The sequence below is a fragment of the Variovorax cryoconiti genome, assembly GCF_051216395.1.
GTDB lineage: Bacteria > Pseudomonadota > Gammaproteobacteria > Burkholderiales > Burkholderiaceae_C > Variovorax.
Genome location: NZ_JBPJZI010000004.1, coordinates 210,761 through 224,087 on the forward strand (window position 1 = coordinate 210,761; position 13,327 = coordinate 224,087).

At 68.7% G+C, this 13,327-nt stretch carries 13 protein-coding genes; 7 read left to right on the forward strand and 6 right to left on the reverse strand.

Features of this window, described 5'->3' with window-relative positions; all coding sequences use genetic code 11:
• The first annotated feature begins 30 nt into the window (after positions 1–30).
• The 4 genes from ACSFA2_RS12805 (at position 31) to ACSFA2_RS12820 (ending at position 3,795) form a co-directional block, all read left to right on the forward strand.
• Positions 31–1,074: a type IV pilus twitching motility protein PilT gene (locus ACSFA2_RS12805; RefSeq protein WP_262073217.1), complete on the forward strand. Its 1,044-nt coding sequence runs from the start codon at positions 31–33 to the stop codon at positions 1,072–1,074.
• Positions 1,075–1,238: 164 nt separating this feature from the next.
• Entirely contained in the window at positions 1,239–2,375 is a 1,137-nt protein-coding gene (locus tag ACSFA2_RS12810) for a PilT/PilU family type 4a pilus ATPase (RefSeq protein ID WP_435455702.1), read from the forward strand.
• A 41-nt stretch (positions 2,376–2,416) separates the two neighbouring features.
• Complete coding sequence (gene pdeM, locus ACSFA2_RS12815; protein WP_435455703.1) at positions 2,417–3,115, forward strand: ligase-associated DNA damage response endonuclease PdeM; 699 nt, start codon at positions 2,417–2,419, stop codon at positions 3,113–3,115.
• On the forward strand, positions 3,112–3,795 hold the full coding sequence (locus ACSFA2_RS12820) for a Crp/Fnr family transcriptional regulator (RefSeq protein WP_435455704.1): 684 nt from the start codon (positions 3,112–3,114) through the stop codon (positions 3,793–3,795). Before pdeM ends, ACSFA2_RS12820 begins: the two co-directional genes overlap by 4 nt.
• Before the next feature lie 5 nt (positions 3,796–3,800).
• On the opposite strand, the gene ACSFA2_RS12825 is transcribed toward ACSFA2_RS12820, so the two are convergent.
• The 3 genes from ACSFA2_RS12825 to ACSFA2_RS12835 are packed head-to-tail and all read right to left on the reverse strand — an operon-like array spanning position 3,801 to position 5,852.
• A complete protein-coding gene (locus ACSFA2_RS12825) occupies positions 3,801–4,319 on the reverse strand; it encodes a TPM domain-containing protein (protein ID WP_435455705.1) in 519 nt (172 codons plus the stop codon).
• Positions 4,320–4,321: 2 nt separating this feature from the next.
• Positions 4,322–5,239: a TPM domain-containing protein gene (locus tag ACSFA2_RS12830; RefSeq protein WP_435455706.1), complete on the reverse strand. Its 918-nt coding sequence runs from the start codon at positions 5,237–5,239 to the stop codon at positions 4,322–4,324.
• Positions 5,240–5,249: 10 nt separating this feature from the next.
• Positions 5,250–5,852 (reverse strand): LemA family protein, encoded by a 603-nt coding sequence (locus tag ACSFA2_RS12835; protein WP_435455707.1) that lies wholly within the window; start codon positions 5,850–5,852, stop codon positions 5,250–5,252.
• Between the two features lie 128 nt (positions 5,853–5,980).
• On the opposite strand from ACSFA2_RS12835, the gene ACSFA2_RS12840 reads away from it, so the two are divergent.
• From ACSFA2_RS12840 to ACSFA2_RS12850, 3 genes are read left to right on the forward strand one after another with little or no spacing between them, the layout of a single operon-like run.
• Positions 5,981–6,433: a YybH family protein gene (locus tag ACSFA2_RS12840; protein WP_286647029.1), complete on the forward strand. Its 453-nt coding sequence runs from the start codon at positions 5,981–5,983 to the stop codon at positions 6,431–6,433.
• Positions 6,434–6,443: 10 nt separating this feature from the next.
• The gene (locus ACSFA2_RS12845) at positions 6,444–7,409 is read left to right on the forward strand and encodes a YheT family hydrolase (RefSeq protein WP_435455708.1); all 966 of its coding nucleotides are present in this window, start codon (positions 6,444–6,446) and stop codon (positions 7,407–7,409) included.
• Between the two features lie 21 nt (positions 7,410–7,430).
• Positions 7,431–7,961 carry a DUF2946 family protein gene (locus ACSFA2_RS12850; protein WP_435455709.1) on the forward strand — a complete coding sequence of 177 codons (531 nt, stop codon included), beginning with the start codon at positions 7,431–7,433 and terminating at the stop codon, positions 7,959–7,961.
• A gap of 61 nt (positions 7,962–8,022) precedes the next feature.
• Here the strand turns inward: ACSFA2_RS12850 and ACSFA2_RS12855 are convergent, their stop codons facing one another.
• The 3 genes from ACSFA2_RS12855 to ACSFA2_RS12865 all read right to left on the reverse strand — a co-directional run bounded on the left by ACSFA2_RS12855 (position 8,023) and on the right by ACSFA2_RS12865 (position 13,322).
• On the reverse strand, positions 8,023–8,631 hold the full coding sequence (locus tag ACSFA2_RS12855) for a c-type cytochrome (RefSeq protein ID WP_435455710.1): 609 nt from the start codon (positions 8,629–8,631) through the stop codon (positions 8,023–8,025).
• Positions 8,632–8,740: 109 nt separating this feature from the next.
• Positions 8,741–10,171 (reverse strand): efflux transporter outer membrane subunit, encoded by a 1,431-nt coding sequence (locus ACSFA2_RS12860; protein ID WP_435455711.1) that lies wholly within the window; start codon positions 10,169–10,171, stop codon positions 8,741–8,743.
• Positions 10,164–13,322: an efflux RND transporter permease subunit gene (locus tag ACSFA2_RS12865; RefSeq protein ID WP_435455712.1), complete on the reverse strand. Its 3,159-nt coding sequence runs from the start codon at positions 13,320–13,322 to the stop codon at positions 10,164–10,166. The genes ACSFA2_RS12860 and ACSFA2_RS12865 overlap by 8 nt, the downstream gene beginning before the upstream one ends.
• Between the last annotated feature and the right edge of the window lie 5 nt (positions 13,323–13,327).

Genomic DNA, 13,327 nt, shown 5'->3' on the forward strand with positions numbered 1-13,327 from the left:
AAGCGTATCAAAACGTCACCGAGGGTCTTCGTGGACATCACCCAACTGCTGGCATTCAGCGTCAAGAACAAGGCATCCGACCTGCACCTCTCGTCGGGGCTGCCGCCCATGATCCGGGTGCACGGCGACGTGCGGCGCATCAACGTCGATGCGCTCGACCACAAGGCGGTGCACGCCATGGTGTACGACATCATGAGCGACACCCACCGCAAGCACTACGAAGAATTCCTGGAGGTCGACTTCTCCTTCGAGATCGACGGCCTGGCCCGCTTCCGCGTGAACGCCTTCAACCAGGCACGCGGTGCGGCGGCGGTGTTCCGGACGATTCCCTCGAAGATCCTCACGCTCGAGCAGCTCAACGCCCCCAAGATCTTCGGCGACCTGGCGCTCAAGCCGCGCGGCCTGGTGCTGGTGACCGGCCCGACCGGCTCGGGCAAGTCGACCACGCTGGCAGCGATGGTGAACTACCTCAACGAGACCGAGTACGGCCACATCCTGACGGTCGAAGACCCGATCGAATTCGTGCACGAGTCCAAGAAGTGCCTGATCAACCAGCGCGAAGTCGGCCCGATGACGCTGAGCTTTGCCAACGCGCTTCGCTCCGCCCTGCGCGAGGATCCGGACGCGATCCTGGTGGGCGAAATGCGCGACCTGGAAACCATCCGCCTCGCAATGACCGCCGCCGAAACCGGCCACCTGGTGTTCGGCACGCTGCACACCTCGTCGGCCGCCAAGACCATCGACCGGATCATCGACGTGTTCCCGGGCGAAGAGAAGGAAATGATCCGCGCGATGCTGTCGGAGTCGCTGCAGGCCGTGATCTCGCAGACGCTGTGCAAGACCAAGGACGGCCAGGGCCGCGTGGCGGCGCACGAGATCATGCTGGGCACCTCGGCCATCCGCAACCTGATCCGCGAGGGCAAGGTGGCGCAGATGTATTCGTCGATCCAGACCGGCAGCGGCCAGGGCATGCAGACGCTCGACCAGAACCTGACCGACCTGGTGCGCCGCGGCGTCATCAGCGCCGCCGAAGCGCGCGGCAAGGCCAAGATCCCCGAAAACTTCCCAGGCTAGCTATGCTCGCCCCCAGGCTGCGCGCACTGCGTGTCGCTCCGCCCTCCCCCTACCGGGGGCAACGCCAGCGGCCGGGCGAAGCCCGTTCCGCGGCGTTCCTGGCATAAAACCTTCCGCGTCCTTGGCAGGCGCCAACCCTTTCAGCTCAGACAGGCAGGTACTTCATGGAACGCGATCAGGCCAGTCAGTTCATCAACGATCTGCTCAAGCTCATGGTGAGCCGCAATGGCAGCGACCTGTTCATCACCGCGGACTTCCCGCCGGCGATCAAGGTCGACGGCAAGATCACCAAGGTGTCGGGCCAGTCGCTGGGCATGCAGCACACGGTGGCGCTGACGCGCTCGATCATGAACGACCGCCAAGTGGCGGAGTTCGAGCGCACGAAGGAATGCAACTTCGCGATCTCGCCCACCGGCATCGGCCGCTTCCGCGTCAACGCCTTCGTGCAGCAGGGCAAGATCGGCATGGTGCTGCGGACCATCCCCGCCGTGCTGCCGACCATCGACGGGCTGGGCATGCCGCAGATCCTCAAGGACGTGTCGATGACCAAGCGCGGCCTGACCATCCTGGTGGGTGCGACCGGCTCGGGCAAGTCGACCACGCTGGCGGCGATGGTCGACTGGCGCAACGAGAATTCCTTCGGCCACATCGTGACGGTCGAAGACCCGATCGAGTTCGTGCACCCGCACAAGAACTGTGTGGTGACGCAGCGCGAAGTGGGCATCGACACCGACAGCTGGGAAGCGGCGCTGAAGAACACGCTGCGCCAGGCGCCCGACGTCATCTTGATGGGCGAAATCCGCGACCGCGAGACGATGGAGCACGCGGTGGCCTTCGCGGAAACCGGCCACCTGTGCATGGCCACGCTGCATGCCAACAGCGCCAACCAGGCGCTCGACCGCATCATCAACTTCTTCCCCGAGGAACGCCGCGCGCAACTGCTGATGGACCTGTCGCTCAACCTGCGCGCGCTGGTCTCGCAGCGGCTGATCCCCACGCAAGACGGCCTGGGCCGCATCGCCGCGGTCGAGGTGCTGCTGAACACGCCGCTGATCTCCGACATGATCTTCAAGGGCGAGGTCGGCGAGATCAAGGAGATCATGAAGAAAAGCCGCAACCTCGGCATGCAGACCTTCGACCAGGCGCTGTTCGACCTGTTCGAGTGCAACGCGATCAGCTTCGAGGATGCGATCCGCAACGCCGACTCGGCCAACGACCTGCGCCTGCAGATCAAGCTCAACAGCCAGCGCGCCCGCTCGACCGACCTTTCCGCGGGCACCGAGCACTTCGCGATCGTCTGAGGGCCAGCACCGTGTTCCGGGACTTCTGGGACACTCTCTCGGTGCCTTCCGTCGTTTCCACCGCCTGCCCCGTCGACTGGGCGGGCGAATCCCTCGAACTGCTTCCCGAACGCGCCCTGTGGTGGCCCGCACGGCGCACACTCTTCATCGCCGATCTGCACATCGGCAAGGCCGCGACCTACCGTGCGCTGGGCCAGCCGGTGCCGGGCGGAACCACGCAGGAAAACCTCGACCGTCTCGACGCACTGATCGCGCGGCATGCACCGTCCGCGCTGGTCTTCCTCGGCGATTTCCTGCACGCGGCGCAGGCCCGCACGCCGCAGGTGCTGGCCGCGCTGGAGGCCTGGCGCGACGCGCACGATGGGCTGGGCATGACGCTGGTGCGCGGCAACCACGACAGCCGCGCCGGCGACCCGCCGGCCGCGCTGGGCATCGCGGTGGTCGACGAGCCGCACCTGCTCGGCCCCTTCGCCTGCTGCCACCACCCGCAGACGCATCCGACGCATTTCGTGCTGGCCGGCCACCTGCATCCCGTCTGCCGCCTGCAGGGCCGGGGCCGCGACCGGCTGCGGCTGCCCTGCTTCGTGCAGGAAGGCGGCCAGGCGATCCTGCCGGCCTTCGGCGAATTCACCGGCGGCTGGCAGGTGCCGGCGGCGCCCGGCCGGCGCTTCTACGGCGTCGGTGGCGACGCGGTGTGGGCGCTGCCCGAAGCGGCGAGCGCCGGAGGTGTCGGGCGATGAACAACGGACGGAACCCCGCCACCAGCCTGCGCGACCAGGCGGCGCTGATGCTCATGCGCGCCTCGCCGGTGGCCGAGCTCGACTTCCATGACGCGGGCCTGGTGATCGACGCCATGCAGCCGGTCTTCGTCGAGGCCGGCACCGTCTTCATCGAGGAAGGCCAGACCGATGGCAACGAGTTCATGGCGCTGCTGATCGAAGGCCAGGTGCGCGCCGAAAACGCCACTGGCGCGCCGGGCGAAGACATGGTGATCTCGCTCATCGGCGCGGGCAGCCTGATCGGCGAAATGGGGCTGATCGACGGCGCGCCGCGTTCGGCCACCTGCACGGCACTCACCGACCTGAAGCTCGCCATCCTCTCGCGCGAGGCGCTGCGCGGGCTGGTCGAAGTGCAGCCGGCCGTCGCGACGCGGCTGCTGCTGACCGTCGCCGGGCTGCTGGGCGTGCGGGTGCGCGAGAACAACCGGCGCCTGCGCACCCTGTCGCAGGTGGCCAAAGCCATGCAGCGCGAACTCGACGCCACGCACGCCATCAACCGCCGGCTGCTGCGCGAGCACGACGGTGTGGACGCGCCCCCCAGCGTCAACGCGGCGCTGCTGCCGCCCGGCCTGCCCGCGCTGGACTCGGGCTTCGACACCGACCTGGCGCCGTCGAACTTCGGGCCGCTCGACGGGCGCTGAGCCCCTCAGATCACGACGGGCGCGTCCGGCAGCTCGTTGCGGTCGGGCTCGCCCTCGGCGCGCGGGAAATGCGCCATCTGCAGCGCCGACACCTCTTCCAGCGCCTGCGTCAGTCCGTCCTCGAAGCGGCCGTCCCGAAAGGCCGCGCCCATGCGCTGCGCCATCGCGCGCCAGGCCTGGGCGTCGACGTGGCGGTCGATGCCGCGGTCGGCCACGATTTCGATCGCGTGCTCGGCCAGCAGCAGGTAGATCAGCACGCCGTTGTTCTGCTCGGTGTCCCAGACGCGCAGCTTGCCGAACAGCATGATCGCCCGTTCGCGCGCCGGCGCATCGCGCCAGAGATAGCTGGTGGGCAGCCCCGCCTCGATGCACAGGCGGATCTCGCCGGTGTGGCGACGTTCGCTGGCGGCCACGCGGGCCTGCAGCCGGTCGAGCACCTCCGGCGGCAGCACGCGCCGCACGGCCGCTTCGTCGGCCGAGCGATGGCGCCAGAGCCGGCCCAGTTTGGCAAGAAGTGACGCCATGGCTACCAGTCCCCCGAGGCGCCGCCGCCTCCGAAATCGCCGCCCCCGCCGGAGCTGAAGCCGCCGCCCGAAGACGAACCGCCGCTCCACCCGCCGCCGCCACCGCCCGTGCTCCAGCCCCCGCCGAAGCCACCGCCCCGGCGACCGCCGCCGACCATCGCACCGGCGCCCGCCATCAGCGTGACGACCAGCGCCGCGATGCCGGCGATGGCGGCGACGAGCACCGTCGCCGTGATCGCCATGGCGACCCCGCCGACGCCCAACGCCATCACGAAGGGCGCCAGCTTGGCGCCGAAGATGCGGCGCGCGATCGGCGCACCGACGACGACCGCGAAGAACAGAAAGATCGCCAGGCTCTCCCAGTCGAAGCCGAAACCGCCGGAGCGCGCGTCGTCGCGGCGCTCGACCTCGGGCAGCGCCTCGCCGGAGATACGGGCGATCAGCTGGTCGGCCGCGGCATCCAGCCCGCCGGCGAAGTCGTTGTCGCGAAAGCGCGGCTTCATCGTGTCGTCGATGATCTGCGCCGCGGCGATGTCGGGCAGCGCGCCCTCGAGCGTCTTGGCGACCTCGATGCGCATCTTGCGGTCGTCCTTGGCGACGATCAGCAGCACGCCGTCGCCGACCGCGCGGCGGCCGATCTTCCACGCGTTCGCGACGCGGTTGGCGTAGCTGGCGATGTCCTCGGGCTGCGTGGTGGGCACCATCAGCACCACGAGCTGGCTGCCCTTCTGCTGCTCGAAGGCGGCCAGCTTGGCGTCGAGCGCCTGGGTCTGCGCCGCGTCGAGCGTGCCGGTCTGGTCGATCACCCGGGCCGTGAGCGCCGGCACCGGCAACAGCGCCTGCGCGTGTGCGTCGCCGAACAGGCACAGCACCAGCGCGAACAGCCCTGCGAGATGCCGCACCAGCCGCGCCGCGTTCATGGGGCGCAACTCACTTCTTCGGCGCGCCGAAATCGACCGTGGGCGGCGTGGAGATCTGCGCCTCGTTCTGCACGCTGAAGTTCGGCTTGGGGTCGTAGCTGAAGATCTTCGCCGTGATGTTGGTCGGGAAGCTGCGCGCGAGCACGTTGTACTCCTGCACCGTCTGGATGTAGCGGTTGCGCGCCACGGTGATGCGGTTCTCGGTGCCCTCCAGCGTCACGCGCAGGTCGCGGAAGGCCTGGTTGGCCTTGAGGTTGGGGTACTGCTCCGACACCACCAGCAAACGGGACAGCGCCGACGACAGCTCGCCCTGCGCCTGCTGGAACTTGGCGAAGGCGGCCGGGTCGTTGAGCGTCTCGGGCGTGACCTGCACCGACGTGGCCTTGGCGCGCGCCTCGATCACGCGGGTCAGCGTCTCCTGCTCGAAGTTCGCTTCGCCCTTGACGGTCGCGACGATGTTCGGCACGAGATCGGCGCGGCGCTGGTACTGGTTGAGCACCTCGCTCCAGGCCGACTTGCTGGCCTCGTCGAGCGACTGGAACTGGTTGTAGCCGCAGCCGGTGAGCAGGCTGAGCGACAGCGCCGCGAGGAGGGTCAGAAGCCAGCGTTTCATGGTGATTTTCCCTTGGTCGTTCGATGCCGGGCGGCGTGACGACGCGGCAGCCGGCGGGGTGGGCGGCAAGCATAGCCCAGCGGACATGCGGCACAGGCAAAATCCCATCTCCTCCTACATCTGCACCCATGTCCACCAAGACCAAGCTCCGCGCCGCAGCCGTCGGCGGCACCGCCGACGATGTCGAGACCGCCTTCTACGAAGCGCTGCAACGCGGCGACATCGAAGCCCTCATGGCCTGCTGGGCCGACGACGACGAGGTGTTCTGCGTGCACCCCGGCGGCCCGCGGCTGGTGGGCACGGGCGCCATCCGCGCGGCCTTCGAGCAGATGTTCGCCAACGGCGCCATCCACGCCCGGCCCGCACGGGTGCGCAAGGTCGAGTCGCTGGCCAGCGCCGTGCACAACGTGCTCGAACGCGTCGAGGTGCTGACCGCCCAAGGCCCGCACCATGCCTTCGTGCTGGCCACCAACGTCTATCACAAGACCGCCCAGGGCTGGCACCTGGTGGCGCACCATGCCAGCCCCGGCAGCGCGCACGAGCCCGACGACGACAACGACGCGCGCCAGACCCTGCACTGACCCCGAACCCATGCGCTACGTCGCCCCGCGCTGGCTGCCCGGCGGCAACCTGCAGACGATCTGGCCGGCGCTGTATGCGCGCCGCACCGACGGGCCGCCGCCCACCTACCGGCGCGAGCGCTGGCCCACACCCGATGGCGACTTCGTCGATGTCGATGTCGTCGATGCGGCGATGCCGTCTGCGCCACTGCTGGTGCTCTTCCACGGCCTCGAAGGCTCGTCGCGCAGCCATTACGCGGAAGCCTTCGCCGCCTTCGCGAACGCACGCGGCTGGGGTTTCGCGGTGCCGCACTTTCGTGGCTGCAGCGGCGAGATCAATCTCGCGCCGCGGGCCTACCACTCGGGCGATTTCGAGGAGGTCGACTGGATCCTCGCGCGCTTTGCCGCGCAGCACCCCGGCCCGATGCTGGCGGCCGGCGTCTCGCTCGGCGGCAATGCGCTGCTGCGCTGGGCCGAAGAAGCTGGTGCCCAGGCCGCGCGCCGGGTGCGCGCGGTGGCGTCGATCTCGGCACCGCTCGACCTCGCGGCCGGCGGCGCAGCCATCGGGCGCGGCTTCAACCGGCTGGTCTACACCCGCATGTTCCTGGCGACCATGAAGCCCAAGGCGCTGGCCAAGCTGGCGCAGCACCCCGGCCTGTTCGACCGCAACGCGCTGCTGGCGGCCCGCGACCTGTACGCCTTCGACAACGTGTTCACCGCGCCGCTGCACGGCTTCCGGGATGTCGACGACTACTGGTCGCGCGGATCGTCCAAGCCGCACCTCGCCGACATCCGCGTGCCGACACTGGTGGTCAACGCGCTGAACGACCCCTTCGTGCCCGGCGCCAGCCTGCCGCGGCAGGCGGAGGTCGGCGCGCACGTCACGCTGTGGCAGCCGGCGCACGGCGGGCACGTCGGCTTCCCGCTCGGCCTGCCGCCCGGCCACGTGCGCGGCCTGCCGGCGCAGGTGGGCGATTGGCTGACGCAGTATGTCTAGGCCGACGCGCAGAATCGGCGCATGGACGACATCGTCAAACAAGCCCTCGCGAAGTGGCCCAACGTGCCGCACTGCCACGGCTGGCTCGGCCTCGACGCGCGCGGCAACTGGTACATGCGGGACGACCGCACGCAGGCGGCCGGGCCTTTCCCAGCGTCGAAGGGCTCGCTGCTGCGACACGACAAGCTGATCGATTTCATCCAGCGCAACTACGAGCACGACGAGGCCGGGCAGTGGTTCTTCCAGAACGGGCCACAGCGCGTGTATGTCGAGCTTGAGGCCGCCCCCTGGGTCTGGCGCGTGGCCGAGGACTTCTCGGTGTCGTCGCACGCCGGCACGCCGACGACCATCGACGCCTGCCTGCTGGACGAAGCCGGCCGCGTGTACCTGGCGACGCCGCTGGGGCTGGGCCTGGTGCACACGCAGGATGTGGGCCTGGCCGCCGATGCCATCGAGCAGGGCCGCTGGCCGTCACCCGAAGAAGTCCAGGCCATCGACCTGCCGCTGCGCTTCGGTCACGTGCTGAGCCCGGCAGCGCACCAGGCGACCTGAACGGGCGGCACCATGAGAAAAGCCGGCATGCAGCCGGCTTCGGAGAGGAGCGGCTCGCCGCTTACTTGCTGGCGGCCGGGGCTGCTGCAGATGCCGCACCGTCGGCCGGTGCAGCCGCCGCGGCAGGGCGGTCGGGCACCGGGAAGGTCGCGCCGCCCGCATTGGCCATGTAGACCACCGCACGGCCGATCTCGAGGTCTTCAAAGTCGCCGCCGCCTTGCGGCGGCATCGCGCCCTTGCCCTTGAGGGCGTGTTCGAGCAGCATGGCGTAACCCTGGCCGATGCGCGGCCCCCAGGCCGCCGCGTCGTTCAGATGCGGTGCGCCCGGGATGCCCGGGGCGCCATGGCAGGCAACGCACTGCGCCTTGAAGACGGCATCGCCCGCGGCCAGCGCGCGGTTGGCGTCGCGGATCTCGATCGCGCCGACCTTCTTCAGGCGATCGGCCAGCTCGCGGTCGCGCGCGTCCTTCGACACCCCGTAGAGCGCCATGTTGTCGCCCTCGGCCGTGCCCGAAGGCCGGGTGCCCGACACCACGAAGGCCACGAGGCCCACGATGATGGCGATGGGCGCGATGAACGAGAAAAAAACCGCCAGCAGGAGCTGCTTGGGGTTCTTGATCGGGCCGGTGTGGGCTTCTTCTGTGGCCTGGTAATGCGGGTCTGCGCTCATGGCGTCCTCAATATCGGGGGCTTCGCGGGGGGCTTCGAACCAACCGGCGATTATAGGGAGCAGCCCCGGCACACCGGCCGGGGCTTTGCGCCATGCAGTCCCGCCTGCGTCAGCGGGGGGTCCAGCCGCCGCCCAGCGCCCTGTACAGCAGCACCTGGTTCTGCAGCTGCAGCAGGCGCGTCTGCACCGCCGCCTGTTGCGCGGCGAACAGCGAGCGCTGCGCGTCGAGCAGGTCGAGCGCACTGGCGATGCCGTTGCGGTAGCGCAGGTCCGACAGCTTGAAGCGCACGCCCTCGGCGTCGGCCTGCGCGCGCAGGGCACGCACCTGTTCGCCCAGCGTGGCCCGTCCGGCGAGCGCGTCGGCGACTTCGCTGAACGCCGTCTGGATCGATTTCTCGTACTGCGCCACCGCGATCTGCTGGCCGGCGCGTGCCGCGTCGAGCGTGGCCTGGTTCGCGCCCGCGTTGAAGATCGGCAACGTGATCGACGGTGCGAAGGACCACGCCTTGGTGCCCTTGTCAAACAGGTTGGAGAACTCGCTGCTGGCGGTCCCGACGCTGGTGGTGAGCGAGATCCGAGGGAAGAAGTTCGCCCGGGCCGCACCGATGCTGGCATTGGCCGCGATCAGCTGCTGTTCGGCGGCGCGGATGTCCGGGCGCTCGATCAGCAGGTCCGACGGCAGCCCGGCCGGCAGGTCGCGCATCGGCGCCGCGGCATCGAGCCGCAGGGCGCCGCTCGCCAGGGCCTGGGCAGGCACCGGCGCACCGAGCAGCAGCGCCAGGGCGTTCTCGTCCTGTGCACGCAGCCGCTGCTGCTGCGCATAGGTGGCGCGCGCATTCTCGGCCTGCGAGTTGGCCAGCTGGTAGTCGATCTCCGACACCACGCCGTTGTCGAAGCGCAGCTTGGTCAGCCGCACCGATTCCTCGCGCGTGTCGAGCGTCTGGCGCGTGAGTTCGAGCAGTTCGTCGTCGGCGATGAGCGTGAGCCAGCCGTTGGCGACCGAGGCGATCAGGCTGATCTGCGCCGCCTTGCGCGACTCTTCGGTCGACAGGTACTGCGCCAGGGCCTGCTCCTTCAGGCTGCCGATGCGACCGAAGAAGTCGAGCTCCCAGGCCGTGATGCCGAGGTTGACCGAATAGTTCGAGCTCACGCTGCCGCCCAGGCCGAAGGCCTGGAGCGCGTTGGGGCTGGAGCGTGAACCGCTGGCCGACACGCCGACCGCCGGGAACAGCGCCGAGCGCTGGATCTGGAACTGCGCGCGCGCCTGCTCGATGTTGAGCACCGACACCCGCAGGTCGCGGTTGTTGGCGAGCGCCGTCTGGATCAACCCCTGCAGGCGCGGATCGGCGAAGTAGTCCTGCCACGGCACCGTGGCCGCGGCCGGACCGGCCGGCTGTGCGGGGTCGCTGGGGAAGGTCGTCGGCACCGGGGCGGCCGGCCGCTCGTAGGTCGGAATGAGCGAGCAGCCGGCCAGCAAGGCAGCGGCAGCCACCGCGGTCATCGCGCTCGAGGCGCCGCGAAAGTTGAATCGCTTAGTCATGGGTGGGCTCGATTCCTGCGGCCGCGGCGTGGCGCCGGTCCGCCTCTTGTTGACGCTCGCTGCCCTTGAACAGGGTGCGCACGACAACGAAAAACACGGGCACGAAGAACACCGCGAGCACGGTGCCGGTGATCATGCCGCCGATGACGCCGGTACCGATGGCACGCTGGCTGGCCGAACCGGCCCCGGAAGCGATCGCCAATGGCACCACGCCCAGGCCGAAGGCCAGCGACGTCATGATGATCGGCCGGAACCGAAGGTGGGCCGCCGTCAGCGCGGCCTGGACCACGCCCATGCCTTGCGCCTGCAGGTCCTTGGCGAACTCCACGATCAGAATCGCGTTCTTCGCCGACAGGCCGATGATGGTGATCAGGCCGACCTGGAAGTAGACGTCGTTCGAGTACGACCGCAGCATCGTCGCCAGCAGCACGCCGATCACGCCGAGTGGCACCACGAGGACGACCGACAACGGGATCGACCAGCTTTCGTACAGTGCTGCCAGGCACAGGAACACCGCCAGGATCGCGAAGCCGTAGAGGATCATGGCCTGGGAACCCGCGAGCTTTTCCTCACGCGACTGGCCGGTCCATTCGAAGCCGAAGCCCGCCGGCAGTTGCGCTGCAAGCTTTTCCATCTCGGCCATCGCGTCGCCCGAACTCGAGCCCGGCGCCGCGGAGCCGGTGATGCGCACGGCCGGGTAGCCGTTATAGCGCACCGTCTGCTGTGCACCGTTGGCCCAGCGCGTCGAGGCGAAGGTCGACAGCGGCACCGGGTTGCCCTGCGTGTTGGTCGCGTTGAGCTTGAGCAGGTCGTCGGGCTGCATGCGCGCTGGCGCGTCGGCCTGCACCACCACCCGCTGCAGGCGGCCCTGGTTCGGGAAGTCGTTGATGTAGCTCGAACCCAAGGCGGTCGACAGCGTGGTGTTGATCGCATCGAAGGTCACGCCCAGCGCACTCGCCTTGTCGCGGTCGATGTCGATCTGCAGCTGTGGCGCGTCTTCCAGGCCGTCCGGCCGGACCTGCACGAGCAGCTTGCTCTTGCCCGCCATGCCCAGCATCTGGTTGCGTGCGTTGATCAGCGCTTCGTGGCCGGCGCCGCTGCGGTCCTGCAGCCGGAAGGTGAAGCCGCTGGCGTTGCCCAGCTCGGGAATGGGCGGTGGGCTCAGCGGATAGATGAAGGCATCGCGAATGCCAGACAGCGCACCGAAGGCGCGGCCGGCCAACGCGTCAGCCCCTTGGCCGGCGCCCTTGCGCTCGTCCCAGTCCTTGAGCGTCACGAACGCCAGACCGGAGTTCTGACCCTGGCCCGAGAAACTGAAACCCAGCACGCCCACCATGCTCTGCACTTCGGGTTGCTTGAGCATGAAGCCTTCGACCTGCTTCATCACCGACAGCGTGCGCTCCTGCGTCGCACCCGGCGGCAGCTGCACGTTCACGATGATGTTGCCCTGGTCTTCCTGGGGCAGGAAGGAGGTGGGCAGACCGCGGAACAGCACCACCACCGCACCGACGATGGCCACGTAGATGATCAGGTAGCGCGCGGCGCGCTTGAGCAGCCGCGCCACCACGCCTTCATAGCCCTTGGCCGTGCGCGTGAAGCCCCGGTTGAACCAGCCGAAGAAGCCCTTCTTCTCGTGGTGGCCACCCTTCTCCACCGGTTTGAGCAGCGTGGCGCACAGCGCCGGCGTGAGCGACAGCGCCATGAAGGCCGAGAAGGCGATCGACGTCACCATCACCGCCGAGAACTGGCGGTAGATGTTGCCAGTCGAACCCGCGAAGAAGGCCAGCGGCACGAACACCGAGATCAGCACCACGGTCACGCCGATGATGGCGCCCGAAATCTGCTGCATCGCCTTGCGCGTCGCTTCGAGCGGGCCCAGGCCCTCCTCGGTCATGATGCGCTCGACGTTCTCGACCACCACGATGGCATCGTCCACCACGATGCCGATCACCAGCACCATGCCGAACATGGTCAGCACGTTGATCGAGAAGCCCAGCGCGGAGAGAACCGCGAAGGTGCCCAGCAAGGCGATCGGCACCACGATGGTCGGGATGATCGTGTAGCGCCAGTTCTGCAGGAACAGGAACATCACGACGAACACCAGCGCCACCGCCTCGAACAGCGTCTTGACCACTTCGGTGATCGAGATGCTCACGAAGCGCGAGCTGTCGTAGGGAATGCTCCACTTCACGCCCTTGGGGAAGAACTTGGACAGCTCTTCCATCTTGGCGCGGACCGCCTTGGCCGATTGCAGCGCGTTGCCGCTGGGCGCGAGCTGCACGCCCATGCCGACGGCCGGCTGGCCGTCCAGGCGGGCCGAGGTGGCGTAGCTCTGGCCACCGAGTTCGATGCGTGCCACGTCCTTGAGCCGCACGGCCGAGCCATCGGTGTTGGCCCGCAGCACGATGTTGCCGAACTGGTCCACCGTGTTGAGCTGGCCGCGGACCACCACGGTGGCCGCAATGGCCTGGCCGGTGATGTTGGGCAGGTCGCCGATCGAGCCGGACGACACCTGCGCGTTCTGCGCGCGGATGGCCGCGTTCACATCGCCCGGCGACAGGTTGAAGCCCTGCAGCTTGGCCGGATCGATCCACACACGCATCGCGCGCTCGGTGCCGAACAGCTGCGCCTGGCCGATGCCCGGCACACGCTGCAGTTCAGGCAGCACGTTGCGCGACGCGTAGTCGCCCAGCGCGACCGGATCGATCGCAGGATCGTCCGAAGACAGGATGGTGAACAGCAGGAAGTTGTTGCGCGACTTGTCGACGCGCACGCCCTGCTGCGTCACAGAGGCCGGCAGACGCGGCGTGGCGCGTGCCAGGCGGTTCTGCACGTCGACCTGTGCCAGGTCGGGGTTGGTGCCGGTCTCGAAGGTCACGGTGATCGTGCCGGTACCGTCGGCTTGCGCCACCGACTCCATGTAGATCAGGCCCTGCGCACCGTTCATCTCGCGCTCGATGACCGACAGCACGCTGTCTTCCAGGGTCTGCGCGGACGCGCCCGGGTACGCCGTGTTGATGACGATGGCCGGTGGCGCGACCGGCGGGTATTGCGAGATCGGCAGCTGCGTGATCGACACGGCGCCCATCACGATGACAAACAGCGCGATCACCCACGCGAAGATGGGGCGATCGATGAAGAATTTAGCCATGCGGG

Bases quoted from the DNA above. Each gene is read 5' to 3' on its own strand.
- ACSFA2_RS12855 (WP_435455710.1), bottom strand. From the start codon at position 8,631: ATGAGCGCAGACCCGCATTACCAGGCCACAGAAGAAGCCCACACCGGC.
- ACSFA2_RS12825 (WP_435455705.1), bottom strand. From the start codon at position 4,319: ATGGCGTCACTTCTTGCCAAACTGGGCCGGCTCTGGCGCCATCGCTCG.
- ACSFA2_RS12835 (WP_435455707.1), bottom strand. From the start codon at position 5,852: ATGAAACGCTGGCTTCTGACCCTCCTCGCGGCGCTGTCGCTCAGCCTG.
- ACSFA2_RS12810 (WP_435455702.1), top strand. From the start codon at position 1,239: ATGGAACGCGATCAGGCCAGTCAGTTCATCAACGATCTGCTCAAGCTC.
- ACSFA2_RS12845 (WP_435455708.1), top strand. From the start codon at position 6,444: ATGCGCTACGTCGCCCCGCGCTGGCTGCCCGGCGGCAACCTGCAGACG.
- ACSFA2_RS12820 (WP_435455704.1), top strand. From the start codon at position 3,112: ATGAACAACGGACGGAACCCCGCCACCAGCCTGCGCGACCAGGCGGCG.
- ACSFA2_RS12860 (WP_435455711.1), bottom strand. From the start codon at position 10,171: ATGACTAAGCGATTCAACTTTCGCGGCGCCTCGAGCGCGATGACCGCG.
- ACSFA2_RS12840 (WP_286647029.1), top strand. From the start codon at position 5,981: ATGTCCACCAAGACCAAGCTCCGCGCCGCAGCCGTCGGCGGCACCGCC.
- ACSFA2_RS12850 (WP_435455709.1), top strand. From the start codon at position 7,431: ATGGACGACATCGTCAAACAAGCCCTCGCGAAGTGGCCCAACGTGCCG.
- ACSFA2_RS12865 (WP_435455712.1), bottom strand. From the start codon at position 13,322: ATGGCTAAATTCTTCATCGATCGCCCCATCTTCGCGTGGGTGATCGCG.
- ACSFA2_RS12830 (WP_435455706.1), bottom strand. From the start codon at position 5,239: ATGAACGCGGCGCGGCTGGTGCGGCATCTCGCAGGGCTGTTCGCGCTG.